The 25,517-nt window shown below is 59.6% G+C and carries 25 protein-coding genes; 7 read left to right on the forward strand and 18 right to left on the reverse strand.

All coding sequences use genetic code 11. The annotated features are described in order from the left end of the window. Positions 1–56: 56 nt before the first annotated feature. Positions 57–692: an endonuclease gene (locus ACQUWM_RS10570; protein WP_428922120.1), complete on the forward strand. Its 636-nt coding sequence runs from the start codon at positions 57–59 to the stop codon at positions 690–692. Positions 693–773: 81 nt separating this feature from the next. Here ACQUWM_RS10570 and ACQUWM_RS10575 read toward each other — a convergent pair whose 3' ends face one another. From ACQUWM_RS10575 to bioB, 9 genes are all read right to left on the reverse strand, one after another. Continuing rightward, positions 774–2,564 carry an acyl-CoA dehydrogenase C-terminal domain-containing protein gene (locus ACQUWM_RS10575; RefSeq protein ID WP_428922121.1) on the reverse strand — a complete coding sequence of 597 codons (1,791 nt, stop codon included), beginning with the start codon at positions 2,562–2,564 and terminating at the stop codon, positions 774–776. A gap of 189 nt (positions 2,565–2,753) precedes the next feature. Further along, positions 2,754–4,553: an acyl-CoA dehydrogenase C-terminal domain-containing protein gene (locus ACQUWM_RS10580; RefSeq protein ID WP_428922122.1), complete on the reverse strand. Its 1,800-nt coding sequence runs from the start codon at positions 4,551–4,553 to the stop codon at positions 2,754–2,756. Between the two features lie 238 nt (positions 4,554–4,791). Next, on the reverse strand, positions 4,792–5,334 hold the full coding sequence (locus ACQUWM_RS10585; RefSeq protein WP_428922123.1) for a putative metalloprotease CJM1_0395 family protein: 543 nt from the start codon (positions 5,332–5,334) through the stop codon (positions 4,792–4,794). Between the two features lie 130 nt (positions 5,335–5,464). After that, a complete protein-coding gene (locus ACQUWM_RS10590) occupies positions 5,465–5,710 on the reverse strand; it encodes a flagellar basal body rod C-terminal domain-containing protein (protein ID WP_428922124.1) in 246 nt (81 codons plus the stop codon). 50 nt (positions 5,711–5,760) lie between these two features. Then, complete coding sequence (gene bioD / locus ACQUWM_RS10595; RefSeq protein ID WP_428922125.1) at positions 5,761–6,453, reverse strand: dethiobiotin synthase; 693 nt, start codon at positions 6,451–6,453, stop codon at positions 5,761–5,763. Positions 6,454–6,464: 11 nt separating this feature from the next. After that, positions 6,465–7,310, reverse strand: coding sequence for a malonyl-ACP O-methyltransferase BioC (gene bioC / locus ACQUWM_RS10600; protein ID WP_428922126.1), 846 nt, complete (start codon positions 7,308–7,310; stop codon positions 6,465–6,467). Then, complete coding sequence (locus ACQUWM_RS10605; protein WP_428922127.1) at positions 7,298–8,053, reverse strand: alpha/beta fold hydrolase; 756 nt, start codon at positions 8,051–8,053, stop codon at positions 7,298–7,300. The genes bioC and ACQUWM_RS10605 overlap by 13 nt, the downstream gene beginning before the upstream one ends. After that, on the reverse strand, positions 8,050–9,228 hold the full coding sequence (bioF, locus tag ACQUWM_RS10610; protein WP_406988869.1) for an 8-amino-7-oxononanoate synthase: 1,179 nt from the start codon (positions 9,226–9,228) through the stop codon (positions 8,050–8,052). The genes ACQUWM_RS10605 and bioF overlap by 4 nt, the downstream gene beginning before the upstream one ends. Before the next feature lie 38 nt (positions 9,229–9,266). After that, complete coding sequence (gene bioB, locus ACQUWM_RS10615) at positions 9,267–10,325, reverse strand: biotin synthase BioB (protein WP_406988867.1); 1,059 nt, start codon at positions 10,323–10,325, stop codon at positions 9,267–9,269. Positions 10,326–10,374: 49 nt separating this feature from the next. Between bioB and ACQUWM_RS10620 the strand changes: the two genes are divergently transcribed. After that, positions 10,375–11,109, forward strand: a complete 735-nt coding sequence (locus ACQUWM_RS10620) for a ComF family protein (protein WP_428922128.1) — start codon at positions 10,375–10,377, stop codon at positions 11,107–11,109. Here ACQUWM_RS10620 and ACQUWM_RS10625 read toward each other — a convergent pair. After that, positions 11,106–12,215: an NAD(P)/FAD-dependent oxidoreductase gene (locus tag ACQUWM_RS10625; protein WP_428922129.1), complete on the reverse strand. Its 1,110-nt coding sequence runs from the start codon at positions 12,213–12,215 to the stop codon at positions 11,106–11,108. The genes ACQUWM_RS10620 and ACQUWM_RS10625 overlap by 4 nt on opposite strands. Before the next feature lie 153 nt (positions 12,216–12,368). On the opposite strand from ACQUWM_RS10625, the gene ACQUWM_RS10630 reads away from it, so the two are divergent. Genes ACQUWM_RS10630 through cmoB form a run of 5 tightly spaced genes read left to right on the forward strand, consistent with a single transcriptional unit; the run spans position 12,369 to position 15,945 of the window. Further along, the gene (locus ACQUWM_RS10630; RefSeq protein WP_406999138.1) at positions 12,369–12,791 is read left to right on the forward strand and encodes a hypothetical protein; all 423 of its coding nucleotides are present in this window, start codon (positions 12,369–12,371) and stop codon (positions 12,789–12,791) included. A gap of 10 nt (positions 12,792–12,801) precedes the next feature. Further along, entirely contained in the window at positions 12,802–13,803 is a 1,002-nt protein-coding gene (locus ACQUWM_RS10635; RefSeq protein WP_406999140.1) for a serine/threonine protein kinase, read from the forward strand. 35 nt (positions 13,804–13,838) lie between these two features. Then, positions 13,839–14,192, forward strand: coding sequence for a kinase (locus ACQUWM_RS10640; RefSeq protein ID WP_406999142.1), 354 nt, complete (start codon positions 13,839–13,841; stop codon positions 14,190–14,192). Continuing rightward, the gene (cmoA, locus tag ACQUWM_RS10645; protein ID WP_428922130.1) at positions 14,185–14,943 is read left to right on the forward strand and encodes a carboxy-S-adenosyl-L-methionine synthase CmoA; all 759 of its coding nucleotides are present in this window, start codon (positions 14,185–14,187) and stop codon (positions 14,941–14,943) included. The genes ACQUWM_RS10640 and cmoA overlap by 8 nt, the downstream gene beginning before the upstream one ends. A 9-nt stretch (positions 14,944–14,952) precedes the next feature. Beyond that, a complete protein-coding gene (cmoB, locus tag ACQUWM_RS10650; RefSeq protein ID WP_428922131.1) occupies positions 14,953–15,945 on the forward strand; it encodes a tRNA 5-methoxyuridine(34)/uridine 5-oxyacetic acid(34) synthase CmoB in 993 nt (330 codons plus the stop codon). Between the two features lie 65 nt (positions 15,946–16,010). Here cmoB and ACQUWM_RS10655 read toward each other — a convergent pair whose 3' ends face one another. The 8 genes from ACQUWM_RS10655 to mutL all read right to left on the reverse strand — a co-directional run bounded on the left by ACQUWM_RS10655 (position 16,011) and on the right by mutL (position 25,510). After that, positions 16,011–17,306 (reverse strand): adenylosuccinate synthase, encoded by a 1,296-nt coding sequence (locus ACQUWM_RS10655; protein WP_406999148.1) that lies wholly within the window; start codon positions 17,304–17,306, stop codon positions 16,011–16,013. Between the two features lie 14 nt (positions 17,307–17,320). After that, on the reverse strand, positions 17,321–18,502 hold the full coding sequence (locus ACQUWM_RS10660; RefSeq protein ID WP_428922132.1) for an ATP phosphoribosyltransferase regulatory subunit: 1,182 nt from the start codon (positions 18,500–18,502) through the stop codon (positions 17,321–17,323). Positions 18,503–18,682: 180 nt separating this feature from the next. Continuing rightward, the gene (gene hflC / locus ACQUWM_RS10665; RefSeq protein WP_428922133.1) at positions 18,683–19,558 is read right to left on the reverse strand and encodes a protease modulator HflC; all 876 of its coding nucleotides are present in this window, start codon (positions 19,556–19,558) and stop codon (positions 18,683–18,685) included. 2 nt (positions 19,559–19,560) lie between these two features. After that, a complete protein-coding gene (gene hflK / locus ACQUWM_RS10670) occupies positions 19,561–20,748 on the reverse strand; it encodes an FtsH protease activity modulator HflK (RefSeq protein WP_428922134.1) in 1,188 nt (395 codons plus the stop codon). A gap of 78 nt (positions 20,749–20,826) precedes the next feature. Beyond that, entirely contained in the window at positions 20,827–22,125 is a 1,299-nt protein-coding gene (gene hflX, locus ACQUWM_RS10675; RefSeq protein WP_428922135.1) for a ribosome rescue GTPase HflX, read from the reverse strand. 119 nt (positions 22,126–22,244) lie between these two features. Continuing rightward, positions 22,245–22,496 (reverse strand): RNA chaperone Hfq, encoded by a 252-nt coding sequence (gene hfq, locus ACQUWM_RS10680; RefSeq protein ID WP_297791709.1) that lies wholly within the window; start codon positions 22,494–22,496, stop codon positions 22,245–22,247. A 34-nt stretch (positions 22,497–22,530) separates the two neighbouring features. Further along, complete coding sequence (gene miaA / locus ACQUWM_RS10685) at positions 22,531–23,580, reverse strand: tRNA (adenosine(37)-N6)-dimethylallyltransferase MiaA (protein WP_428922136.1); 1,050 nt, start codon at positions 23,578–23,580, stop codon at positions 22,531–22,533. A 7-nt stretch (positions 23,581–23,587) separates the two neighbouring features. Continuing rightward, positions 23,588–25,510, reverse strand: a complete 1,923-nt coding sequence (gene mutL / locus ACQUWM_RS10690) for a DNA mismatch repair endonuclease MutL (protein WP_428922137.1) — start codon at positions 25,508–25,510, stop codon at positions 23,588–23,590. Positions 25,511–25,517 lie beyond the last annotated feature (7 nt).

Below are 25,517 nucleotides of genomic sequence, written 5' to 3' on the forward strand. Positions count from 1 at the left end.
GGGGTTTGGGCCTGATCGGCAAAGGCACTCACCCCTGTAGCGGGGTATAAGAACGCATGAACCAAACAAGTGCCTTAATCGTTACACTCATACTGTTACTGGCCCCACCCCTGACCCACGGTCAGAACACCCGATTCAGTGATCCCGACAGCGTTGTCCGGGACCAGTTCTGGGGAACCCTTTACGCCGATGGGGGGACCTCCTTCTTCTGCGAGACCCCCTTTAAAAACAAGGGGTTCACCATGACGGATGGCCACATATACCCTCTCGCCGCAGTCCGAAGCGCACTGGGCTGCGGCACCTCCAGCCAATGCGACCGGGACGACCGCTATCGCCAGATAGCCTCCGATCTCCACAACATGGTACCCGTCACCAGCCGCGTTGAAATGCGTCGCCGCAATGCCCGCTACGAGGAACTCAGTGCAGGCGCACGGGAGGATGAGTGTGGCAACCGGGAAAGTGCTCAGTTTTTTGAACCACCCGGCAGGGTGAAAGGCGATGTCGCCCGCGCGGTTGCCTACATGGTAGACACCTACGACCTGCCCTGGGTCGGCGCGTCTTCGGTCTTTAAAAGCTGGAACCGGATGGATCCGCCGGACGACAGCGAGCTGACGCGCCATCGCCAGGTCAGTGAGCTTCAGGGTAACGAGAACCTGTTTATCCTGAAGCCGGAAGCTATGGAAAATCTGTAAATCTCCTGACCCAATACTAAAAAAGGCAGGTCCCTCCCAGGACCTGCCTTTTTCCGACTACGTGTCATTTGACCGTAACGATCAGAACTCCTCGGCAGTCAGCGCCATCATCGAGTCACTACCACTGCGGATACCTTCCGCCAGCGATACCGTCTTCGGCAGTAGACGGTCAAAGTAGAACCGTGCTGTCTTCAGCTTACCGGTGTAGAAACCGGAGGTATCACCTTCGGCTTTCGGAGCAGCGGCCTTGACGATCTTCGCCCACATATAGCCCAGGGCCGTCAGACCAAACAGGTCCAGGTAGTCCACGGACGCAGCGCCGATGGCATTGGGGTTATCCCCCGCCTGGTTGATCACGTGTTCTGTGACATCGGACAGACGCTCGAACGCGGCAGCCAGTGGCTCCAGGTAAGGACGCAGGTGTTCATCACCGCTGTTTTCCTCGATAAAGGAAGCCACGTCATTGGCAAACAGCTCGTACAGCTTGCCCTGGCTACCAACGACCTTACGGCCCATCAGGTCCAGCGCCTGGATACCGTTGGTACCCTCGTAGATCTGGGTAATGCGGCAGTCACGAACCAACTGCTCCTGGCCCCATTCACGGATGAAGCCGTGACCACCGAAGACCTGCTGACCCATGATGCAGGCGTCGAGGCCGCGGTCGGTCAGGAAGGCCTTGGCTACCGGAGTCAGCAACGCCACCATGCCTTCGGCGTGCTTGCGGCGCTCATCATCCTCGGCGTACTTGGAAATATCCAGCCACTGGGCAACGTAGGTGGAGAAGGTGCGACCGCCTTCCACATAGCCTTTCATGGTCAGCAGCATGCGACGGACGTCTGGGTGCACCAGAATCGGGTCTGCGGTCTTCTCCGGCTGCTCGGCGCCAGTCGGGGCACGGCTCTGGGTGCGCTCCAGAGCATACTCACGGGCACTTTGCAGGGAAGCTTCCGCCGCGCCAATGCCCTGAATGCCAACACCCAGGCGCTCGTAGTTCATCATGGTGAACATGGCCGCCAGGCCCTTGTTCTCCTCGCCTACGAGCCAGCCTTTGGCGCCGTCGAAGTTCATCACGCAGGTGGCGGAGCCCTTGATGCCCATCTTCTTCTCGATGGAGCCACAGCTGAAGCTGTTGCGCTCACCCAGCGAACCGTCTTCGTTCACCATGAACTTCGGTACCAGGAACAGGGAAATGCCCTTCGGCCCTTTCGGAGCGTCCGGCAGCTTGGCCAGCACCAGGTGGATGATGTTTTCCGCCATGTCGTGCTCGCCCCAGGTGATAAAGATCTTGGTGCCTGTGACGTTAAAGGAGCCGTCGTCGTTCGGCTCGGCCTTGGTGCGGATAATGCCCAGATCGGTACCGGCGTGGGGCTCGGTCAGATCCATGGCGCCGGACCAGACGCCGGAATACATGTTGGGCAGGTACTTTTCTTTCAGTTCCTGGCTACCGTGGGCGTCCAGGGCCAGGCAAGCGCCGGCTGTCAGCATCGGCGCCAGGCCGAACGCCATGTTGGCGCCCTGCATCATTTCCTCGAACTGAGCCACCAAGGTCTTGGGCATGCCCATGCCGCCAAATTCCGGGTTACCGCCCAGACCATTCCAGCCACCTTCCACGATGGTCTGGTAGGCTTCCTTGAAGCCCTCTGGCGCAGTCACTTCACCGTCATTCCACTTACTGCCCTGCTCATCACCCTCACGGTTCAGCGGGGCCAGCACACCACTGGTGATTTTGCCGGCTTCTTCCAGAATGGCATCGGCGGTGTCCGGGTCCACGTTCTCCGCCACTTTCGGCAGTGATGCCCAAAGTGCCGGTGCATCGAAAACTTCGTTCAGAACAAAGCGCATGTCACGTAAAGGTGCCTGATAATCAGCCATCTAAAAACTCTCCAAAAATCCAGTCAGTCTGTCGGCACGCACCCAGCTGTTTGCTGTCGCGCACCTCGGCTATGTGTCCGCTCAACGTTATTTTTATGAGGGCGTATTCTACCCTATTGGCGAGCCTAACTCATGAAAAAAGCCCGCCTCCGGGGAGAGCGGGCTTTTCTGGGTCTGCCTGCCCGCGCCTTAGATGGCGAAGGCGTCTTCCGGCATGTCCATCAGGCTGTCAGCGCCGGCCAGCATGCTCTCGGCATGCCCCTTGGCACGGGGCAGCATACGCTTGAAGTAGAAGCGCGCGGTCTGAACCTTGGCGTTGTAGAACAGCTCTTCGCTGGTTCCTTCGGCCATCTTGTCCAGTGCCACCTTGGCCATACGGGCCCAAAGGTAGGCGAACACGGCGTAACCGGAGTACATCAGGTAGTCCACGGACGCAGCACCGACTTCTTCGCGGTTCTTCATCGCGGTCATACCGATCTTCATGGTCAGATCGCCCCATTCCTTGTTCAGGGCCGCCAGCGGCTCCAGGAATTCCTTCAGCTGCTCGTTGTCAGCGTTTTCCTTGCAGAAAACGTGTACCTGCTTGGTGAAGCCCTTCAGGGATTCGCCCTGGGTCATCAGAACCTTACGGCCCAGCAGATCCAGCGCCTGGATACCGGTGGTACCCTCGTAGATCATGCCGATACGGGCGTCACGTACGTTCTGCTCCATGCCCCACTCGGAAATGAAGCCGTGGCCACCGAACACCTGCATGCCCAGGTTGGCTGCTTCGTAACCGATTTCGGTCAGGAAGGCCTTGGCAATCGGCGTCAGGAAGCCCAGGGCCTCGTCAGCGGCCTTGCGCTCTTCTTCGGTCTTGCCACTGTGAACGATATCCGCCTGCTGTGCCGTCAGGTAGATCAGGGCACGGGCGCCTTCAGCAACGGCCTTCTGGGTCAGCAGCATGCGACGTACGTCCGGGTGAACGATGATCGGATCAGCAATGCCTTCCGGATTCTTGGGGCCGCTCAGGGAGCGCATGGCCAGACGGTCCTTGGAGTAGGTCAGCGAGCCCTGGAAGCCCAGCTCGGCCGCACCCAGACCCTGGATAGCGGTACCGATACGAGCAGTGTTCATAAAGGTGAACATGCAGTTCAGACCCTTATTCTCCGGCCCGATCAGCCAGCCCTTGGCGCCGTCGAAGTTCATCACGCAGGTGGCGTTGCCGTGAATGCCCATCTTGTGCTCAATGGAGCCACAGGAAACGGCGTTACGCTCACCGGAAGAACCGTCTTCGTTCGGCAGGTTCTTGGGCACGATGAACAGGGAAATACCCTTGGTGCCTTCCGGAGCGCCCGGCAGGCGTGCCAGAACGATGTGAACGATGTTCTCTGCCATGTCGTGCTCACCGGCAGAGATAAAGATCTTGGTGCCGGTGATGGCGTAAGTACCATCGGCATTCGGCTCGGCCTTGGAACGCAGGGTGCCCAGGTCGGAACCACAGTGCGGCTCGGTCAGGCACATGGTGCCGGTCCACTCACCGCTGATCAGTTTGGTGAGGTAAGTCTGCTTCTGCTCTTCGGTGCCGTGCGCTTCAATTGTGTTGGTGGCGCCGTGGCTCAGCCCCGGGTACATGCCCCAGGACCAGTTGGAGGTGCCGACCATTTCGCTCATGACCAGGCCCAGGGAGTGCGGCAGGCCCTGACCACCGTAGTTGGGATCGGCAGTCATGGACGGCCAGCCACCTTCAACGTACTGCTGGTACGCTTCTTTGAAGCCAGTCGGTGTTTTCACACCGTCTTCGCTCCAGGTACAGCCTTCCTTGTCACCCACCTGGTTCAGCGGAGACAGTACCTGCTCACAGAACTTGGCACCTTCCCCGATAATGGCGTCCACCATATCCGGAGTTGCATCCTCGGCACCTTCCAGATTGGCGTAGTGCTGCTCGCTGTTCAGCAGCTCGTTCATTACGAATTTGATGTCACGCAGGGGCGCTTTGTATTCAGGCATGTAATCCACCTCAGGTTTTGGTCACATCTGCAACGCAGGTTGCAGTACTTGGCCTTGGGGTTTGCTCAGACACTGTGACGCTATCGCACCACAGCCTTAATTAAACACTTGTTTGAAACATACGTTTAGAGGCACAGAATTGTCAATAGCCCGGCCGGAAATTTGTGTTGCGATTTGTGGCCAGAAAGACCGGGGCGATGCGGATGCAGCGCCTATCTGAAGAGAAAAGATTGGCCAATCAGGCCATTACAGAGTGAGAGGATGAGCGCCCTGACTCGGTATCAGAATCATTCATTTTCGACACCGATTGATAGGTGTCACTGGCCTGCCGATAAAGATCGACCTGGGCCTGCAGCATAACCTGCGTAGCCTCGGCCGCCACGGCGCGGTCCTGGGAGGAAGGCTCCGCAGGCGCCATGGCAGCGGCACGAACCACGCGCATTTTATCAATGGTGGCTTCCGGGTCGCCCTGTACCGGCGAGACATCAATGGATACTTCGCCGCCGACGGCATAGCGAGCGCCATCGGGCCCACGCTGGTAGTCGTAGGAAATCGCACCGGCGTACTGGCCACCGACCGCCTTGTGCGCGGTTTCGTGGGCCCGCACCTCCCGATCCCGCGCCTTCAGCTCGGTCAATTCCTTGAGCTGCGCCGCATCCAGCGATTGGGCGCTTCCGGGAGCACTGTCCGTCCTGCGGGGCGCAGAAGATTTATCCTGTTCGGCGGATGGCTTGGTGCTTCCGGGTTCATCAGGTCTTCCCGGTTCGCTTGCACCGGACACAGCAGATTTCCCCTCAGGCGTGGCCGGGGAAAAGGCGGGAGAAAAGGAAGGAAGCGCGCCGGATATCATCATCGGGTTGGCTCGAAAACCGGTTCAATGTGAACGATTCAAGGTGGAAAGAGGCCTGCTGTCAGGCCTTGATATCCAGCAGGGTGCCGAGTGTTTCATCAGCGGTTTTGACAACCTGTGCCGACGCCTCAACACTGCGTTCGTAAAGATTCAGTTCGACTATGGGCTCGACCAGAGAGCCGGCGCCCTCTGCACTACCCTGGGGACCATCGGCGCCACCACGGACAATCTTCCGGGCTGCATTCTCCATGCCCGCCATGCCGTCCTGGATGCCCTGGATACCAATACCCAATGCGTTATTGATCATGACTGCGATACCTGATGACCCTGACTGAGCTCAGTAGGCCACAAATTTGATCAATTTTCAAACAGGGCTTCGATTTTAAGGAACTCCGCCAGCTCCTGCGGATTCGGGTTCTGATGCCAGGGCAGAACACCCAGACAGGGCGCCCCGAGGTGGGTAAGCAGGTAGTTCAGGGTTTCCTGCTCACAACTCATGGCCTCCTGTTCGGGACGGTTTGCGACCCAGCCAGCCAGCTTCAATCCATCCTGACGAATGGCTTCCGCACTCAGCAGCGCGTGGTTTATGCACCCCAGCCTCAGGGGCACCACCAGGATAACCCCGGTGCCCAGCTCCCGCGGCACCGCCGAGTAGGTTTCCCTGTCGTTCAGGGGTACCCGCCAGCCACCGGCTCCTTCGATCAGCATCAGATCCGCAGGCTGCATCTGCAAGCCCCGGCAAAATCCAACCAGCCGTTGCGCCGTCAGCTGCCGACCGGCCTGCTCCGCCGCCACATGGGGTGCAATCGCCGGTTCCAGGGTGATCGGGTTGATCTGATCATAGGGCAAGGATTCCGTCATCGAAGCCTGCAAAATCAGCGCATCCTCGTTCCGCAGACCTTCCGGTGTCTGCTCGCAGCCGGAGGCCACCGGCTTCATGGCAATGGTGCGTTTGTCCATCGCCCTGGCGGCCTCCAGTATGGCAGCCGATGCGATGGTCTTGCCCACTCCGGTGTCTGTGCCTGTGACAAAAAAGCTTTTCCTGGCCATGATCAACCTGTTCAGAAATTAGGGTTAGGGAAAGGGAATGAGTAGGTAATCCAACACGCCTGATAAGACGCCAGAATGGTATCTTCGGGGGTTCGCGGATAGTTCGCACACATGGCTCGCAGACGCCCCGGGGCTGTCGCTGTGCGACGCCGGTCCTGGCCCTTGTAACCCGCTCCCAGGGATTTCAGCTCACGGGTAAGCGCCAGGGGCGAGGGATAGTCCAGGGTGACGGTGCCTGTCGTTACTTCGCCGCCAGGCAACGCTTCGTCCACGTACCGATTGATGGCGGATGCGGCCTCGAACCGATTGACATGTCGGCGCCCCGGATCGGCCTGCGCCCACGCCTGCTCCAGCTCTTTCAGGGTGCCATCCAGCAGCGTTGAACACACCAGCATGCCGTCAGGGCGTAACAGGCGCCGGCATTCGGCCAGAACCTGCTGAGGATGATCGCACCATTGAATCATCAGGTTACTGAAGACGATATCCACACTGTTGTCGGGAAGCGGCAAACTCCCGGCATCAGCCACCAGCCAATCAATGGGGGCCGGACTGTTCAGGCTGGCGTGATTGATCATGCCCGGCGACAGATCGACCCCGGTGACATGAGCCCCAGGATAAGCCTTGAGCAGTTTGCGCGTGAACCATCCGGTACCACAGCCAAGGTCGAGAATATCTGGGTTATCGCCCCCTGCCCGCCACTGGCCAAGCCGGTCCAGCATTACGTCGCCCATGTGGCGCTGCAGCCGCGACGCGGATTCGTAGGTTTCAGAAGCCCCACCAAAATCCCGCGCAATGTCCTGCTTTCGCGGTTGGTCGTTGCGCTGGGCCTCGCCGGGTGAACGCATCAGGACGTCCATTGACCCACCTCCCGCGTGCCCGCCAGAAACTCTGCCATGACCTGCTGACATTCATCGGCAGCTTCGCCCGTTGGCCAGTGAGCCATCCCCGAGATAACGCCAGCGCAGCTTTGCCCGGACAGCTCAGACCGCTCACGCCAGGGCCTGACCACAACGTCCTGTTCTCCCATGAGATGCAACGCCGGCACGCCGGGGCTACCCCATAGCGACCTGAAATCCTCTTTCCTGAGCCAGTCCAGCCCTTTGACGAGATTCTCGCCGGATACCGGCGGGCCCTGCTTCAACCAGAATTTCAGCCTCTCCCGGGCCCGACCTTCCCCGGCATCGCCATTGATCATCAGCAACAGGAAATGCATCCAGTACCGATCAGGATCCCTGGCGATACCTCTGGCAAACGCCTCAAATTCGCCTTGCGGCATGCCAGAAGGCCACCCCGCTGTTTCGGTGAATCGGGGGAATCCCCCTACGGTGACCAGGGAAGTCACGGCACCGGTGTTGCGAGCAGCGGCCGCCATGGCAATCTGTGAACCCTGGGACCACCCCATCCAAACCGCGGGCTTTGGAAAGCGGCCCAGTAATTCGTCTGCAACCGCACTGACCGAGTCGCACCCGGCCATCAGCTCATCATTCAGACTGACCGGTATCACCTCGCCGGGCCAGCGTTCATATAAGCCAGACAGCATTTCACACCGTACGCCCCAACCACCAATAACAACCAGCGTGTCGCTGCCCACAGTGTTCATGCCGTCTGTTCCACCACGATGCCCGACAGTGCGCGGCAGTCCGCCAGCCCCTGCAGCAACGTGTCTACGTCCGCCATCCGGTGGGCGGCACTCAGGGTTACCCGCAGTCTTGCCTCGCCTTCAGGGACTGTTGGCGGACGAATCGCTGTCACCAGCAGACCTTTCTCTTCCAACGCTTTGCTCAGTGCCAGCGCAGACCAGTTGTCACCCACCATGATCGGCTGGATCGGTGTTTCGGAAGGCATCAACTGATACCCAAGTTCGCTGGCCCCACGACGGAATCGCTCGATCAATTCACGCAGGTGTGCTCGCCGCTCATCATCCCGCTCGATCAGGTCCAGACTGGCACAGGTCGCCATGGCGATGGCCGGCGGCATGGCCGTGGTATAGATATAGGTTCGCGCTTTCTGCACCAGGTAATCCATCAATACCCTGGGCCCGGCGACAAAGGCGCCACTGGTTCCCACCGCCTTGCCAAGGGTGCCAATCAGTACCGGCACATCATCCTCGGACAAGCCCAGTTCCGCGACACTGCCACGCCCCTGGGGGCCCTGCACACCAACGCCGTGGGCATCATCCACCACCAACAAGGCATCATGTGCCTTGCACAACGCGGCCAATTCCCTGAGCGGCGCCAGGTCGCCATCCATGCTGAACACCCCGTCGGTCACCACCAGCTTATGGCCCGACGTGTCCGCCAGCATCCGCTCCAGTGCCGCCATATCGCTGTGGGGGTAGCGACGAACCTTGGCGCGGCTGAGAATGCATCCGTCTATGATGGATGCATGGTTGAGGCGGTCGGAGAAAATCGTATCTCCCCGTCCGGCCAGGGCAGAGATTACGCCCATATTGGCCATATAACCGGTGGAGAAGAACAACGCAGCGCTGCGCTGGGTAAACGCCGCCAGACGCTCTTCCAGACGGTGGTGGGCATCGTGATGGCCACAAATCAGGTGAGATGCCGCGCCACCCAGGCCGGTCTCCGGCAAGGCATCCCTGAGGGCTTCAATGTTGGCGGGATGATTGGCCAGGCCCAGGTAATCGTTGCTGCAGAACGACAGCAGGCGCTGACCATCGGAGGTCAGGGACGGCTGCTGGGGGCCGGAAATCTGCCGGCGGGTCCGGTACAGGCCCGCCTGTTTGCGTTGCTCAAGTTCTGCCGCGAAGTCTCGCACTGGTCAATTCCTGGGAGTTGATAGCGGTGTCTGTCGGTTTACGCGGATTCCCGGGTGGCGTCGTAGAACATATGGCGAGTGGCTTCGTACTCTACGGCCTCGGCAATCTCCTCTTCTTCCTGTTCCTCGGTCGCACACTGCTCCCGTTGCTCAGGGTTGATTCCCAGACGACGGAACAGCGCCATGTCGGCATCGGCTTCCGGGTTGGCCGTCGTCAGCAGCTTCTCGCCGTAGAAAATGGAGTTGGCGCCGGCCATGAAACACAACGCCTGCATTTGCTCATTCATGTTCTCCCGCCCGGCGGACAGCCGCACGTGGGATTCCGGCATCATGATACGGGCCACGGCAATAATACGGACGAAATCAAACGGATCGAGATCTTCCACGTCCTCCATGGGCGTGCCCTTCACCTTCACCAGCATATTCACCGGCACACTCTCGGGATGGTGCGGCAGGTTCGCCAGCTGTACCAGCAGACCGACACGGTCGTCCTCGTCCTCACCCATACCCATGATGCCGCCACAACAGACTTTCATGCCGGCCTTGCGGACATTGTCGAGGGTATCGAGACGATCCTGGTAAGTACGGGTGGTGATGATATGGCTGTAATACTTTTCGGACGTGTCGAGGTTATGGTTGTAGTAATCCAGCCCCGCATCGGCGAGTTCTTTGGCCTGGTCTTCCTGAAGCATACCCAGGGTCATGCAGGTTTCCAGCCCCAGGGACTTCACCTGACGCACCATATCCAGAACGTAGGGCATGTCCTTTTTGGTGGGGCTGCGCCACGCCGCGCCCATACAGAAACGGGAGGCCCCTTTCTCGCGGGCGGCCTGCGCTTCTGCGATCACTTTCTCAATTTCCAGCAGTTTTTCTTTCTCAAGGCCGGTGTTGTAATGACCGCTCTGGGGACAGTACTTACAATCCTCCGGGCAGGCGCCGGTCTTGATCGACAACAACGTGCTCACCTGGACTTCATTGGGATCGAAGAATTCCCGGTGAACGCTCTGGGCACGGAACAACAAGTCATTGAACGGCAGCTGGAACAGTTCGCGGGCTTCCTGAAGCGTCCAGTCGTGACGGGGAGTAGTAGCGGTCATAATAGGGCCCTGTTAACCTTTTACGGGTTACTGGTTTACGGATAGACGAATGATAAAGGGACTGAAACTGCTGTCAACCTTGATGGAACTAAAGGTTAACAGCGAGAAAACAGCAGGAAGCTGTGTCGCCTGCCTCGACCATAAGGCAATCAACGGCTTATGCCCGGGATGCCGCGATGACTTACCGGTCAACCGCTGGCATTGCCGGTGCTGCGCCCTGCCCATGGCCTTTCCTGCAGATACGCTGACCTGCGGTGAATGCCTGTCCACGCCGCCACCTTTCAGCCATACCATCGCACCCTGGCGATATCAGTACCCGGTGGACGGGATGATTGGGCGGTATAAATACAACGGTCAGCGGAAATATGCGCGACCACTGGTGATGGCTCTGGCGGAGCACCTGTCCAGGCATTTCCAGTCCAGCCCCGAGCTTAAGCCAGAACTGATCGTGCCCGCCCCGATGCACCGCAAGCGCAGGCGCCAAAGGGGCTTTAACCAGGCAGAGGATATTGCGGAGCAGTTATCCCTGGCACTAAAAATACCTTGGTCCAGCACCCGGATCAGACGCCTCCGACACGCCAGACCACAGCGGGAACTTGGCCGGGAAGCGCGGCTGCAAAACCTGCGCGGCATGTTTGACGTGAGCGGTGCGGTACCGGCGCGGATAGCCTTGGTGGATGACGTGGTCACCACCGGCGCCACCGCCCGGATGCTGACGGCGGCACTGATGGAGGCAGGTGCGGCGGACGTGCAGGTTTGGGCGCTGGCCCGGACACCCGGCTAGACCCTGGCAGCGACATAATCGGCAATGGCCAGGCAGGAGGTCAGGCCCGGTGACTCGATTCCAAACAGGTTCACCAGTCCCGGCACACCGTGGTCCGCGGGCCCATCAATCCGGAAATCGGCGAAACCGCCGCCTGGCCCGCTCAGCTTGGGACGAACGCCAGCATAGGCAGGCTGCAAACGGTCGGCGTCCAGTTCTGGCCACCACTGCCTGATCCCGTCGATAAACGCGTTTACCCGCTCCGGATTGACGGTGTAGTCCTCAGTGGTAATCCATTCCACGTCCGGTCCAAAACGGGCCTGCCCGGCAAGGTCGAGTGTCAGATGCACACCCAGGCCGCCAGGTTCAGGCACCGGATAAATCAGGGAGTTGAAAGGATGACGGCCGTTGTAACTGAAGTAGACGCCGCGCGCGAACCATTGCTCGGGTCGGCCGGAATCCGGCAACCCCTGCCAGATTCCCGCCAACGGCACGGCACCCAGGCCAGCGGCATTGATGACGCGCCGGGCCGACAACTCACACGGCATGGCCCCGCCGATTATCAGACGATGCCCTGCGTCATCGGAGCAGGCAGCGGTCACCGGCGCACGCCTCACCAGTTGCCCGCCTGCATACTCCAGGTCTGCCAACAGGGAAACCATCAGGCCGTGACTATCGATAATGCCGGTTTCCGGCGAATACAGCGCCGCGCAGGCGGAAACTCCGGGCAAGCGGGTGTTCACGGCATCCGCCTCATTCATGGCCAGCGCCACGCCATTGAGCCTGGCCCGGGCCTGGATCTCCTCCAGTTTTTCGATTTGCGACTCCCGGGTTGCCACAATCCATTTACCGGTTTTGCGGTGGCCAATGTGACGTTTCCAGCAGTATTCATAGAGCTGAGCCCGCCCGCGCACGCACAGCCGGGCCTTCAGGGAATCCTGCGGATAATAGATACCCGCGTGGATCACTTCGCTGTTCCGGGAGGAGAGCCCCTCGCCAAAATGATCCCCCGCTTCCAGTACCAGTACCTCCCTGCCCTGCCTGGCGAGAGCCCGGGCAGCCGCTAACCCGACGACTCCCGCCCCGATCACCACCGTATCCGCCTGGAGCGTCTCCAGCTGCGCCATTTTTTCCTGCCTTTTCGTTGATCTTTGCACCCGAGAGTACCGCAAAACCCGATAACCGCGAAAAAGCCTGCGGACTCATCGGTATTCGCATTACGAACCCGCACCGGACGCGTTATACTGGGAAGTCACGTTAGTGCAGGATGCAGGTGTGAGATGTCGGACAGGAAGCAGTTTTTAACGGTCATGCTGGTTGCCGCCCTGTTTGTGGGATGGCTGGGCTGGAGAGGATTCGAGGTCATCAGCCTCAACAACAGCCTGAAAGCAGACGCCATGGTGGCAGACTACCCCTACCAGCACCGGGTGCTGAGGGTCGAAGGCAATACCGCCATCATGAGTTCCTTACGGTCCCACAACATCTCCACCCACCAGGCGCTGACCACCATTTTTCCGAGCATGCAGAATCTGGGTGACAATCACCGGGACTGGCAGCGGGCAGAGCGTGAGCTTGCCCAGGTCCAGGCCAGGGCTGGTGATATTGTACTGAACGCTTCCGGCATCGACCGAGTTCGCTGGGAGCTGGATGACAATTGGTACCACCTCAGCAACATGCAGGCCAGGCAAGACTCAAGGCGCTGATACCGATCCTATGACCGAAACCTCCACCCACCCCTACGACGCCCTGACTCCCGACACCATTCTGGACGCCATGGAAAGTGCAGGTTTCGTGATCAACGGCCGCCTGTTCGCCCTGAACAGCTACGAAAACCGGGTTTACCAGATTGGCGTTGAGGACAGCACGCCGATCATTGCCAAGTTCTATCGCCCCGGCCGCTGGTCCGAGGCCCAGATACGTGAGGAGCATACCTTCACGGCAGAACTGACTGCGGCAGATATCCCGGTGGTCGCCCCGATGGCTATGCCCTCCGGAGATACCCTGGGCCAATGGCAGCAGTTTCAGTTTGCAGTCTTTCCCCAGCGCGGCGGTCAGGCGCCGGACACCAGTGTCACGGACACCCTCTACCGGCTCGGCCAGTGGCTGGGACAGCTCCACAACATCGGTGCCAGCAAGCCTTTCGAGCACCGCCCCGCGTTCAATATCCTCGACGGCATCACCAGCAAGAATCAGCTGTTGATTGACGGCGACTGGATCCCCGCAGACCTGCGCCCGGCCTGGGACAGCCTGATTCCCGATCTGTACGATGCCTGTGCCCGCAGGATTGATGACGCCGGTGAAGTCGAATCCCTGAGACTCCATGGCGACTGCCATGCCGGCAACATCCTGTGCCGTGAAGAACAGATGCTGTTTGTCGACCTGGACGACTGCCGCACCGGGCCGGCGATCCAGGATCTCTGGCTGCTGCTCAATGGCGACGATGCCGAACGGGGCGAGCAGTTCGGCGAACTGCTGGAAGGCTATGAAATGTTTCGCGACTTCAATCGACGCGAGCGCCACCTGATCGAGCCCCTGCGCTGCTACCGGCAGATTGCCCATTGCGCCTGGCTGGCAAAACGCTGGGATGACCCGGCGTTCCCCAGATTCTTCCCCTGGTTTACCCAGCCCAGGTTCTGGTCAGACCAGGTATTGGCCATGCGGGAGCAGCTTGCCGCCCTGCAGGCACCGCCAATCAATATTCCCGGTCAGTACTGACGACCGGACAGAAGCATTAACCCGGAGAATTTCTGATGAGCGAGAAAGAGGCCAGATTCACGGTCCGCAGTCTGATCGCTACGGCTATTGGCACAGCCATCGCCACCGTGGTGATCCTTGAGGTGAGTGGTCGCATTGATCACTCCAACAACAAGGACAACGTACCGGTCGGCGAATTCCAGGCCATTCATGTTACCCCCGGAGACGACTTCCGCATGTCGCCCAAATCCTCTGAGCTGCACGCCGCCTGCGAACAGGGCTACCTGGCCATCGCCGCAGACGTGGACCCGGATTTCCGTGGCATTGTCGTGGACTACAAGAACCGGGGGGTAAGATGCAGCCGCCCTTCTGCCCAGCAGCCGTCAGAGGACACCGCCGGCAATGAGTGACAAGCCCCGCGTGCCGATGCAGGAAACCGATCGCCTGTTCGCCACCGAGCGTAACCCGGAGGATTTTCGCTTCGATGCCTCGGTGGCCCGGGTGTTCCCGGACATGATCCGCCGTTCGGTTCCCGGTTACACCACTATCATTCCGATGATCGAGGTGATCACCGAACAGTACGTCCAGGCCGGTTCCAATTGCTACGATCTGGGCTGTTCCCTCGGTGCCTCCACCCTGGCGATGAGACACGGCATACCCTTCGACGACTGCACCCTTATCGGCGTCGATAACTCCGATGCCATGATCGAGCGCTGCGAACACTACGTCGCCCTGGATGACAGCGCCCTGCCGGTGCAGCTGCGTTGCGAAGACATTCTTGAGACAGAACTCAGCGATGCCTCGGTTACCACGCTCAATTTCACGCTGCAGTTCGTGCCACCGGAGCAGCGGGCAGCCCTGCTAAAGCGCATTGCCAGCGCCACCCGCCCGGGCGGGGTGCTGATCCTGTCGGAAAAGATCCGCTTCGAGTCACCCGAAGAACAGGACACCCAGACCCGCCTGCACCATGAGTTCAAGCGGGCCAACGGCTATTCCGACCTGGAAATCAGCCAGAAGCGCTCCGCCATTGAACAGGTATTGATTCCGGAAAGCCTGGCCGATCACCGCACGCGATTGGAGCAGGCCGGCTTTGACCAGATTGTGGTCTGGTACCAATGCTTCAACTTCGTGTCCATGCTGGCCATCAAATCCGCTGCCTGAGGAGTTTCCATGGCAACCTTTGACTGGCAGGGCTGCTACCAGGCCCTCCTCGACGAATTAAACACTGACGGCCAGGAACGCTGGTCCACCCTGCTGACCCAACAACTCCGGCGTCGATTTGAGGACAACCCCCACGGCGACATCGCCCGCTGGATGGGGGCATTGGCTCAGCTTCCCGAGGTTCCCGACGCCCGTTCCAGGCTGGACACGTCCGCTATTACCCTGGGCACGGAAACGACCCTCAGCGATTCACAGCAGAAGCAGCTGGAATCTGGGTTGAGGGGGTTGATGCCCTGGCGCAAGGGACCCTTTGATTTCTTTGGCACCTACATCGACACCGAATGGCGTTCCGACTGGAAGTGGGACCGGGTTGCCCCTTACCTGTCGGATCTGACGGGGCGACGTATTCTCGACGTAGGCTGCGGCTCCGGCTATCACTGCTGGCGCATGCTGGGGGAAGGCGCCGGGCGGGTCATCGGAATCGACCCCGGGCTGCTGTTCCTGTTCCAGTTCCTCAGTGTTAAAAAATATGTGAAAGACGCCCCCGTGGACCTGCTTCCGGTGCGCATGGAAGACCTTCCCGGCAAACTGGAATCGTTCGACACCACGTTCTCCATGGGCGTGCTCTATCACCGCCGGTCCCCTCTGGATCACTTACTGGAGCTAAAGGACACCCTGCGCCGTGGCGGTGAGCTGGTGCTGGAAACACTGGTGGTGGATGGTCCGGAAGGCTACAGCCTGATGCCTGAGGATCGCTACGGCCAGATGCGCAACGTGTGGTTTCTGCCCAGCTGCGACACCCTGTTGCGGTGGCTTGACCGCACCGGATTCAGGGACGCGCGGGTGGTGGATGTCACCGAGACCACCATTGAGGAACAGCGCCAGACCGACTGGATGCGGTTCAACTCCCTGGCGGATTTCCTCGACCCGGACGACCCGGCTAAAACCGTTGAAGGCTACCCCGGCCCCAAACGGGCGACGGTCATCGCCAGCAAGCCCTGATTTCCCGGCTCCGTCTATGAAAAAACCCGCTCGGAAGCGGGTTTTTTATCGCCAGGCCTTCGGCCTTATTCGCCAAACGGATGACGGAGCGTCACTGTCTCCACCCGATCCGGCCCGGTTGAGATAATGTCGATCGGGGCCTCGATCTGTTCTTCCAGGAAGCGGATATAGGCTTTCGCATTTTCCGGCAACTGCTCCAGACTGGTCAGGCCAACGGTGCTTTCCTGCCAGCCCGGCAGCTCAGCGTACACCGGCTCAATGTCATCGTAGGTGTCACACCCAATGGGGGGACGGAAAATCTCACCCTTGGGGGTTTTGTAACCCACGCACACCTTCACCGTGTCCATGCCGTCCAGTACGTCCAGCTTGGTCAGGCAGATACCGGAGACACTGTTGATCTGGATCGCGTGGCGCAGGGCTACCGCATCAAACCAGCCACAACGACGGGAACGCCCGGTAGTGGTACCGATTTCGTTGCCTTTCACCGCCAGGTGATGCCCCATGTCATCGAACAGCTCGGTCGGGAAAGGACCGGAACCAACGCGGGTGGTGTAGGCCTTGGTAATGCCCAGCACATAGTCCAGGAACAGCGGACCGAAACCGGACCCGGTTGCGGTTCCACCCGCCGTGGTGTTGGACGAGGTGACATAGGGGTAGGTACCCAGGTCAATATCCAGCAGCGAGCCCTGAGCGCCTTCGAACAGGATATTCTCACCGCGTTTGCGGTAGTCATGCAGGATGTCGGTGACGTCCGCAGCCATCGGCAGAATTTCTTCAGCCATCAGCCTGAGCTCCGCCAATGCGGCGTCGATATCCTCGGCCTCTTCCTTGAAATACTCGGTCAACACGAAGTTGTGGTAGGACATGATCTCCCGCAGCTTTTCCTCAAACGCTGCCGGATTACACAAATCCCCAAGGCGAACGCCACGGCGGGACACCTTGTCTTCATAGGCCGGCCCGATACCACGACCGGTAGTACCAATCTTTTCATTGCCCTTGGCGCGCTCGCGGGCCTGGTCAATACGGACGTGGGTTCTGAGAATTATGGGGCACGCCAGGCTGATACGCAGGCGATCACGCACCGCCACACCATTGGCTTCCAGTTCACGCACCTCCTTCAGGAGGGCTTCCGGTGACAGCACAACGCCATTACCAATCAGGCACTGTACTTCCTGACGGAGAATACCGGACGGAATGAGATGCAACGCGGTCTTCTTGCCTTCAATAACCAGGGTGTGGCCGGCATTATGGCCGCCCTGGAAACGAACCACGGCTGCGACCTTGTCAGTCAGCAGATCAACAATCTTGCCCTTGCCTTCATCACCCCACTGGGTGCCCAGCACAACTACATTTTTACCCATGATTCTCTCTCAATTCAGCTCAGTTGATCCACGACCCACTGGCCGTCACGCTTTACCAAAACTCTGTCACAACCCCTGGCTTTCGGGTCGGTATCCGCATCTTCCGGCAGTGCCCGCACCACGGTTTCCGTCAGGCGCAGTCCGGAAATCACCCCTTCCAGTGCAGGATCTGCATCGGCGGGCGCCCACACAGCGCCGGTGCGGCGCACCACGCGCTCCCCCAGGGAGACCAGTGCACGAACGTCCAGGCTGAAGCCGGTTGCCGGCCTGGCGCGGCCAAAGTCACTACCGATGGCGTCGTAGCGGCCACCCTTGGCCACCGCATCACCGTGGCCCGGCGCGTAGGCGGCAAACACCAGACCGGTGTGGTAGTTGTAGCCACGCAATTCGCAGAAATCGAAGCCGAAACTGATTTCCGGGAAGTCACGGGTCAGCATATCCGCCACGCGGCCCAACTGGTCAAGGGCGCCAGTCAGGGCTTCGGGCGCACCTTCAAGAATCTTCCTGGCTTCCTGCAAAGCTTCCGCTCCGCCACTGACCCGGGCCAGTTCCCGCAGACGACCACCGGCGGTGTCGGCAGCACAGGAGCCGAGCAATTCGTCCAGCTCTGGAACGGATTTGCGGGCCATGGCGTCAAATATGGCCGCTTCGGTATCCCGATCGAAGCCGGCTTCTCCCATCAGGCTTTCATAGATGGCGACGTGAGCCAGGTCCAGGTGCACTCTGGGCATCCCGGAAACCCGCAGGGTCTCCAGCATCAGACTGATCACTTCCATATCCGCCGCTTCGGAGGCACTGCCAAACAGCTCACAACCGGCCTGGATCGGAGTACGGCCCGTGAGCATGTGCCGTGGACGGGTATGCAGCACATGGCCGGCATAACACAACCGGGTAATGCCTTCCTGCCCGAGGGTATGGGCATCAATTCTGGCCGCCTGGGGGGTCATGTCCGCGCGAACGCCCATCATCCTGCCGGTCAGTTGATCGGTCAGTTTGAACGTCTGCAGTTCAAGATCGTGGCCGGTTCCGGTAAACAGGGATTCCAGGTATTCAATCAGCGGCGGGATTACCAGCTGGTACCCCCAGCGCTGGCAGGTGTCCATTACATCCCGGCGCAGGGATTCTATCTGTCCTGCGAGAGGCGGCAGAATGTCTTCCACGCCATCCGGCAGTAACCAGCGATCAGATACTGTCATGAGATTCCGTTGTCCGTTCTGCCCCGCAGCAACCGAAGCCGGGGGGAATGCACAGGATTTTAGGGCGAGGTCCGGAGCAGGAGAAAACCCGAACCAAAACCGGCAGAATTTTACACTGTTGGCAGGCACAAAAAAACCGGAATACCGAGGTATTCCGGTTTTAGGTCAGGGCAATGACTCTCAGCGGCCGCCCTGGGGATCCTTGAGGAACCGCAGGAAGTCACTATTGGCGTCGATCACCATGAGGTCGTCCTTGCTGGAGAAGGTGTTCTGGTATGCCTGCAGGCTACGATAGAAGCTGTAAAACTCTTCGTTCGACCCATAGGCATCGGCATAGATTCTCGCAGCCTCACCGTCGCCTTCACCGCGGGTTTCTTCCGCCTCAGCGAACGCTTCTGCCAGTACAACGGTGCGCTGACGATCGGCGTCGGCACGAATACCTTCAGCGAGCTCGCGGCCCCGGGAACGGAATTCCTGGGCCAGTTTTTCACGCTCGGTCGCCATACGGCGGTAAACGTTCTCACTCACCTCGCCGGGAAACTCGATCGCCTTGACACGAATATCGAGGATCTCGATACCAAACTCTTTAATGGCGGTCTCGTTGGCGCGATCGCGCAGCGTATGCATCAGTTCGTCACGCTGCCCGGAGACGACCTCCACCATGGTTCGTACACCGAACTCATTACGGAGGCCGTTATCCACACGGGACTGCAGCAGGGACTGGGCACGGTATTCGTCACCACCGGTGGCCCGATAGAACTGGTCCACATCGCGGATCTTCCAGGCGATATAGGAGTCCACATCCAGCGGCTTCTTCTCGATCGTCAGGTACTGACGGGAAGGCAGATCCATTGTCAGCACACGAATATCGAACTCCCGGATCTGATCAATCACCGGTACCTTGAAGTGCAGGCCCGCCTGGAGATCCGTTTGAACCAACTCGCCGAAGCGAAGTTTTACACCACGGTGAGTCTCCGGAATGATATATACGCTCGACAAAACCAGCAGGACTACAATGAGGGCGCCTGCAAGGCCCACTACACCTTTGGGTCCCATAATTATCTGCTCCTCCGAATGCCGGTTTCCTGCCGTCCACGCAGTTCCTGAATCACCTGGTCGGTAAGGGTCTGGATATTCAACTGCTCCCCGGAACCGCCCGACGAACCTTTACTGCCACCGGCCATACGACCCTGGGTCATCCGATCCAGCGGCAGGTACATCATGTTGCCGCTGCTTTCGGTATCCACCAGAACCTTGCTGGTGCTCGACAGCACGCCTTCCAGCGCCTGCAGGTACATGCGCTCACGGGTCACTTCCGGAGACATCTTGTAGACCTCCAGCATGGCCAGGAAGCGCGCGGTTTCACCGTTGGCGCGCTCAATCACCTCTTCCTTGTAGGCGTTGGCCTCTTCAATCATGCGCTGAGCCTGACCACGGGCCTCCGGCACAACCTTGTTACGGTAGGTTTCTGCCTCTTCCTTGACCTGCTGCTCGTCTTCACGGGCACGCTGGACTTCACGGAAAGCATCCTGCACGGCGGGAGGCGGCTGGGTGCTTTCAACGTTCACCCGCACGATTTGCAGACCGGCGCCGTAATCACGCAGGAAGCTCTGCAACCGTTGTTCAACGCGCACCGCCAGCTCGACACGACCTTCGGTCAGCACCTGATCCAGGGTGGAACTACCCACCTCATGACGCAAAGCGCTGTCGGTAGCAAATGCCAGCGCCTGATTGGAATCCCTGATATTCAGCACGTACGCCTTCGCATCGCCAACACGGTACTGGACCTGGAGGTCCACCGTCACCAGGTTTTCATCCTGGGTCAGCATCTGGCCGCTGGATTCCGCCGTGCGCACATTAGTGACACGAACCTTGGTGACATCGTCGATCAGAGGGACCTTGAAACGAAGGCCCGGCTCTTCGGTGCGACTGAACTCACCGAACCGCAGCACAACAGCCCGCTCCTGTTCGTCAACCGTGTAAAAGGACTGGAATACCACGTAACCCACCGCAATAATCGCGGCCAGTGCGAGAATGGCGCCAAAACCGCCGCCACCGCCGGATGAAGATCCGCCGGAACCGCCGGAACGACCACCCTTGCCACCCAGCATCCTGTTCAGTTTATCGAGGCCTTTTTTCAGCGCCTCATCGAGATCTGGCGGACCTTGATCATTGCCGCCACGACCACCACCGGTTCCCCATGGATCATTGTCGTTACGGTTACCACCCGGTTCATTCCAGGCCATAATGCTCTCCGTTCCTAACTTATAGAATGGCTGCAAATACTAGGGATTTATAAGCGCCCCGGCAATAGCAGTGCCGGTTTACCTTTCCCCAGCGTCTAATCTGATGTCTTTTTCCTGTATATCTGCACGGCTCAACAGCTGGAGCCAGTCCCGATGCTGCAGGCGGACCTCCAGTACTGTATCACCACTGTCACGATGCTCTTCACTCAATACCGATCCGGCCTGGTGCAACAGCGCCCTGAGCTTGCCATCCCGCGGGCCCAGCATCACAAACTGGTGGATGACATCCTCCGCCAGGCGCTCCACGATGGCGTCAAACAGCCCCTGGATGCCTTCGCCGCTGACGGCCGACAACCACACCCGGACGGGTAAACCGTCTTCGTTACGCTCGACACGCGGTGTAAAATTATCAAGCAAATCAATTTTATTAAAGACCTGAAGCACCGGGATTTCGTCAGCGCCAATTTCGGCCAGCACCTCTTCGACCTGCTCCATGTTTTCATCACGACGACTGTCATGGCAGTCGATGATATGGAGAAGCAGCGTGGCTTCGGTCGTTTCCTCAAGGGTTGCGCGGAAGGCTTCCACAAGCTTGTGAGGCAGATGGCGGATAAACCCGACGGTGTCCGCCATTACGACCGGACCGATGTCCGGAAGTTCCAGCCGCCGCAATGTCGGGTCCAGCGTGGCAAACAACTGGTCCGCAGCATACACGGATGAGGTGGTGATGTGGTTGAACAGGGTTGATTTACCGGCGTTGGTATACCCAACCAGGGAAACCGTGGGGATATCGGCACGCTTGCGGGCCCGGCGACCCTGGTTACGCTGCCGGCGCACCTTCTCCAACCGCTTGTGAATCGACTTGATCCGTTCACGGAGCAGGCGGCGATCCGTTTCCAGCTGGGTTTCACCTGGCCCGCGCAGACCAATACCGCCTTTCTGGCGCTCAAGGTGGGTCCAGCCGCGCACCAGCCGTGTCGACATGTGCTCAAGCTGAGCAAGCTCCACCTGGAGCTTACCTTCGTGGGTTCGCGCGCGCTGGGCAAAGATATCAAGGATGACCCCGGTACGATCCAGCACCCGACATCTGAGCTCGCGCTCGATGTTGCGCTCCTGGGAGGGGCTCAGCGCGTGATTGAACAACACCACGTCGGCCTCGTTGGCAGCAACCGCGTCGCGAATTTCTTCGAGCTTGCCTTCCCCGACAAACAGGCGGGGGCTTGGCTGTTTTCTGGAACCGGTCACCTGACCGACCGGCTCAACACCGGCAGACGTGACCAGTTCGCGGAACTCATCAGGGTCTTCGGCCTCGTCGTGAGAGGAAAAATCAATATGGACGACAATTGCCCTTTCACCAACGTCGGGACGTTCAAACAAGTGGTAACAACTCCGAAACAGTCAAACCGTTAGCCGTATAAAAACAAACACCCGCGTCCCTCGGAACCATCAAGGGTTCGTCGGAAGCGCGGGTGGCAATACCGGAAAAACCGGACAACTCAGTCTTCAACCTCACCTTCGCCGCCGGGAGCCTGGGGCGGAATACGGACATTCCTGGCGGGCACAACGGTGGAAATGGCATGCTTGTAGACCATCTGGCTGACAGTGTTTTTCAGCAAAATCACGAATTGGTCAAAAGACTCAATCTGGCCCTGAAGCTTGATGCCGTTAACCAGAAAGATGGAAACCGGAATGCGTTCCTTGCGCAAGGCATTGAGGTAAGGGTCTTGTAAAGAATGCCCTTTTGACATGTGTTTTCTCCTGTTTATATGTAAGTGCAGATCGTCATTTATCAGAGTTAAATGTGGTGCGAAGTCCGATAATTTTCAAGGCTTCTTCAGCGATATGTTGATCTTCGCTGTCGAGCCAGTCCACATCGGACCACTTGCGCAACCAGGTTAACTGCCGCTTCGCCAACTGGCGGGTCGCCGCCACGCCCTTGCTGATCATGGTGTCATAATCGTCATCCCCGGCAAGGTGATGCCAGGCCTGGCGATATCCGACACAACGCATGGAGGGCAAGCCCACATGAAGGTCTTCCCGGGCCATCAGCGCCCGGACTTCCTCAAGAAAGCCGGCCTCAAGCATTTTCATGAAACGCAGGCGAATTCTCTCGTGAAGGACCTTTCTGTCGGCCGGAGCAACAGCAAGTTGGGCTACAGTATACGGAAGCGAGGGGGATTCGTCTGCCTGCCATTGGGTAAAATAGGTGTAATCCTCGACATTCAGGGACTTGCTATTCCCGTTGTCGCCCCCCGCACTGGAATGTTGCCATAATTCTGAAATGGGCTTGCCCGTCAGCCTGATCACTTCCAGGGCCCTTATCAACCGCTGGCGATTATTCGGGTGTATCAGCCCGGCAGCCACCGGATCCCGCGCATTCAGCTCGTCATGCAGGGCACTCCAGCCCTTCTCCTGTGCTTCTTTCTCCAGTTGCTGCCGAAGCACTGGATCCGCGGACGGCAGGTTCGACATACCATGGAGCAGCGCCTTGAAGTACATCATGGTACCGCCCACCAGCAACGGAATCCGGCCTGCCCGGGTAATAATCTCCATTTCCCGCAACGCATCCCGTCGAAAATCAGCGGCCGAATAGCTTTCGGCCGGATCACAGATATCAATCAGACGATGGGGAGCCCGGGCCAGCTCCGCGGCGGATGGCTTTGCCGTGCCTATGTCCATGCCACGGTAGATCATCGCCGAGTCGACGCTGATGATGTCGCAGGGCAAGCGGTCACACAATGCCATGGCCAGATCGGTCTTGCCGGAAGCGGTTGGCCCCATCAGGAAAATGGCTGGCGGAAACCCGGATGTTTGGGGCAGGTGCTCGCTCATGACGCCTCTAACGCCCTCTCAGGAACAGTTTGTCCAGCTCGGAGAGGGTCACCACGGTCCAGGTCGGACGGCCATGGTTGCATTGCCCGCTGCGCTCGGTCGCTTCCATGTCCCGCAACAGAGTATTCATTTCCGGAATGGTCAGCTGCCGGTTAGCCCGGACAGAGCCGTGACACGCCATGGTCCCCAACAACTCATGAGTCACGGCCTCAACCCGGTCACTCTGACCGTTTTCAATCAGGTCGGCCAGGATATCGCGCACCAGCTGCTCTGTATCCGCACCCCGCAACAGGGCCGGCACCTGCCTGATCGCCAGGGTTTCGGGGCCAATGCGCTCGACCTGAAGCCCCAACTGCTGCAGTTCGTTGCCATGGGTCTCCGCCAGGGCCGCTTCTTTCTGGCTGACTGCCAGAGACACCGGCACAAGCAAGGGCTGACTTTTCAGGTCCTGCGCTTCCAGCGCCCGCTTCATGCGTTCGTAGGTAATACGTTCATGGGCCGCGTGCATATCCACGACAATCATGCCCTGCCGGCTCTGGGCCAGGATGTATATGCCATGCAACTGGGCGATGGCGTAGCCCAGTGGCGGCTCCGCTTCGCTGTCGGTCGGCGGCGTGGGCTGGCCCACCGTGAGGTCCGGGGCCGGGGCACCCTGCTCTCGCCCGGCCATACCACCGCCTTCGTTCAGGGACTGATAGAATCCCAACTGATCCCGCGCCTGCCATTCGTGCTGCGGCTGATGCGCCCCGTTCCCCCCGGCCGGAAATACGGACGCGGTTTCCCCCCAGCTGCGGGACATCCCCGGATCGACGGGTGAGGCAGCACTGCCACCGGCAAACGGCGATGCACCGCCGCCGACCACCCCCGTGCCGCCAACCTCTTCCCGCACTGCGGACTGAGCGACGGCGCCACGCAAATGGTCATCCGGGCGCACATCCGCAAGCGCCTTGTGCAGCGTGCGGAAAATGAAATCGTGTACCAGCCTGCCATCCCGGAAACGCACTTCGTGCTTGGTCGGGTGAACATTCACATCCACCGTGGCCGGGTCCACTTCCAGGTACAGCACAAAGGCCGGATGACGGTTGTTGTACAGCACATCCCGGTAGGCCTGCCGCACGGCGTGCGCCACCAGGCGGTCACGGATCACCCGGCCATTGACGAAGAAATACTGCAGGTCCGCCTGACTGCGGGAAAAGGTGGGCAGAGCGACCCAGCCCCACAGGCGCAGCCCGGTTGCCTCGGCATCAATCACCACGGCATTGTCGATAAACTGCTGGCCACACAGGGAGCCGATACGACGCTCCCGGTCGAGGGGATTCTCCGCCGGCCGCAGGCTCTGGATAACCCGCTGGTTGTGACGCAGAGTGAACCCGGCATCAAACCGGCTCAGCGCCTGCCTGCGAACGCACTCTTCAACGTGGTTGAACTCGGTTTTCTCGGTTCGCAGGAATTTGCGCCGGGCGGGTGTATTGAAGAACAGGTCCCGCACTTCCACGGTGGTGCCCACGGGGTGAGCCGCCGGTGAGATGCGGGCATCCATGTCGCGCCCCTCCACTTCGACCCGGGAGGCGGCTTCCTGATCTTCCGTGCGGGAGGTCAGCGCAAGCCGCGACACCGAGCTGATACTGGCCAGGGCCTCGCCACGGAAACCGAGAGAGGCCACCGCCTCCAGGTCATCCAGGCTTTCTATCTTGCTGGTGGCGTGACGACTGAGAGCCAATGGCAGATCCGCTTCACCGATGCCGGAGCCGTCGTCCCGCACCCGGATCAGCTTCACGCCGCCCTGTTCTACATCAATATCAACCCGGCTGGCGCCGGCATCCAGGGCATTTTCCACCAGTTCCTTGACAACGGAAGCGGGGCGCTCCACCACTTCGCCTGCAGCTATCTGGTTCGCAAGCCGTGGAGTCAGCAATCGGATGGCGGGCATGTTTCGG

Source organism: Marinobacter sp. DUT-3 (genome assembly GCF_050379435.1).
Lineage (GTDB): Bacteria > Pseudomonadota > Gammaproteobacteria > Pseudomonadales > Oleiphilaceae > Marinobacter.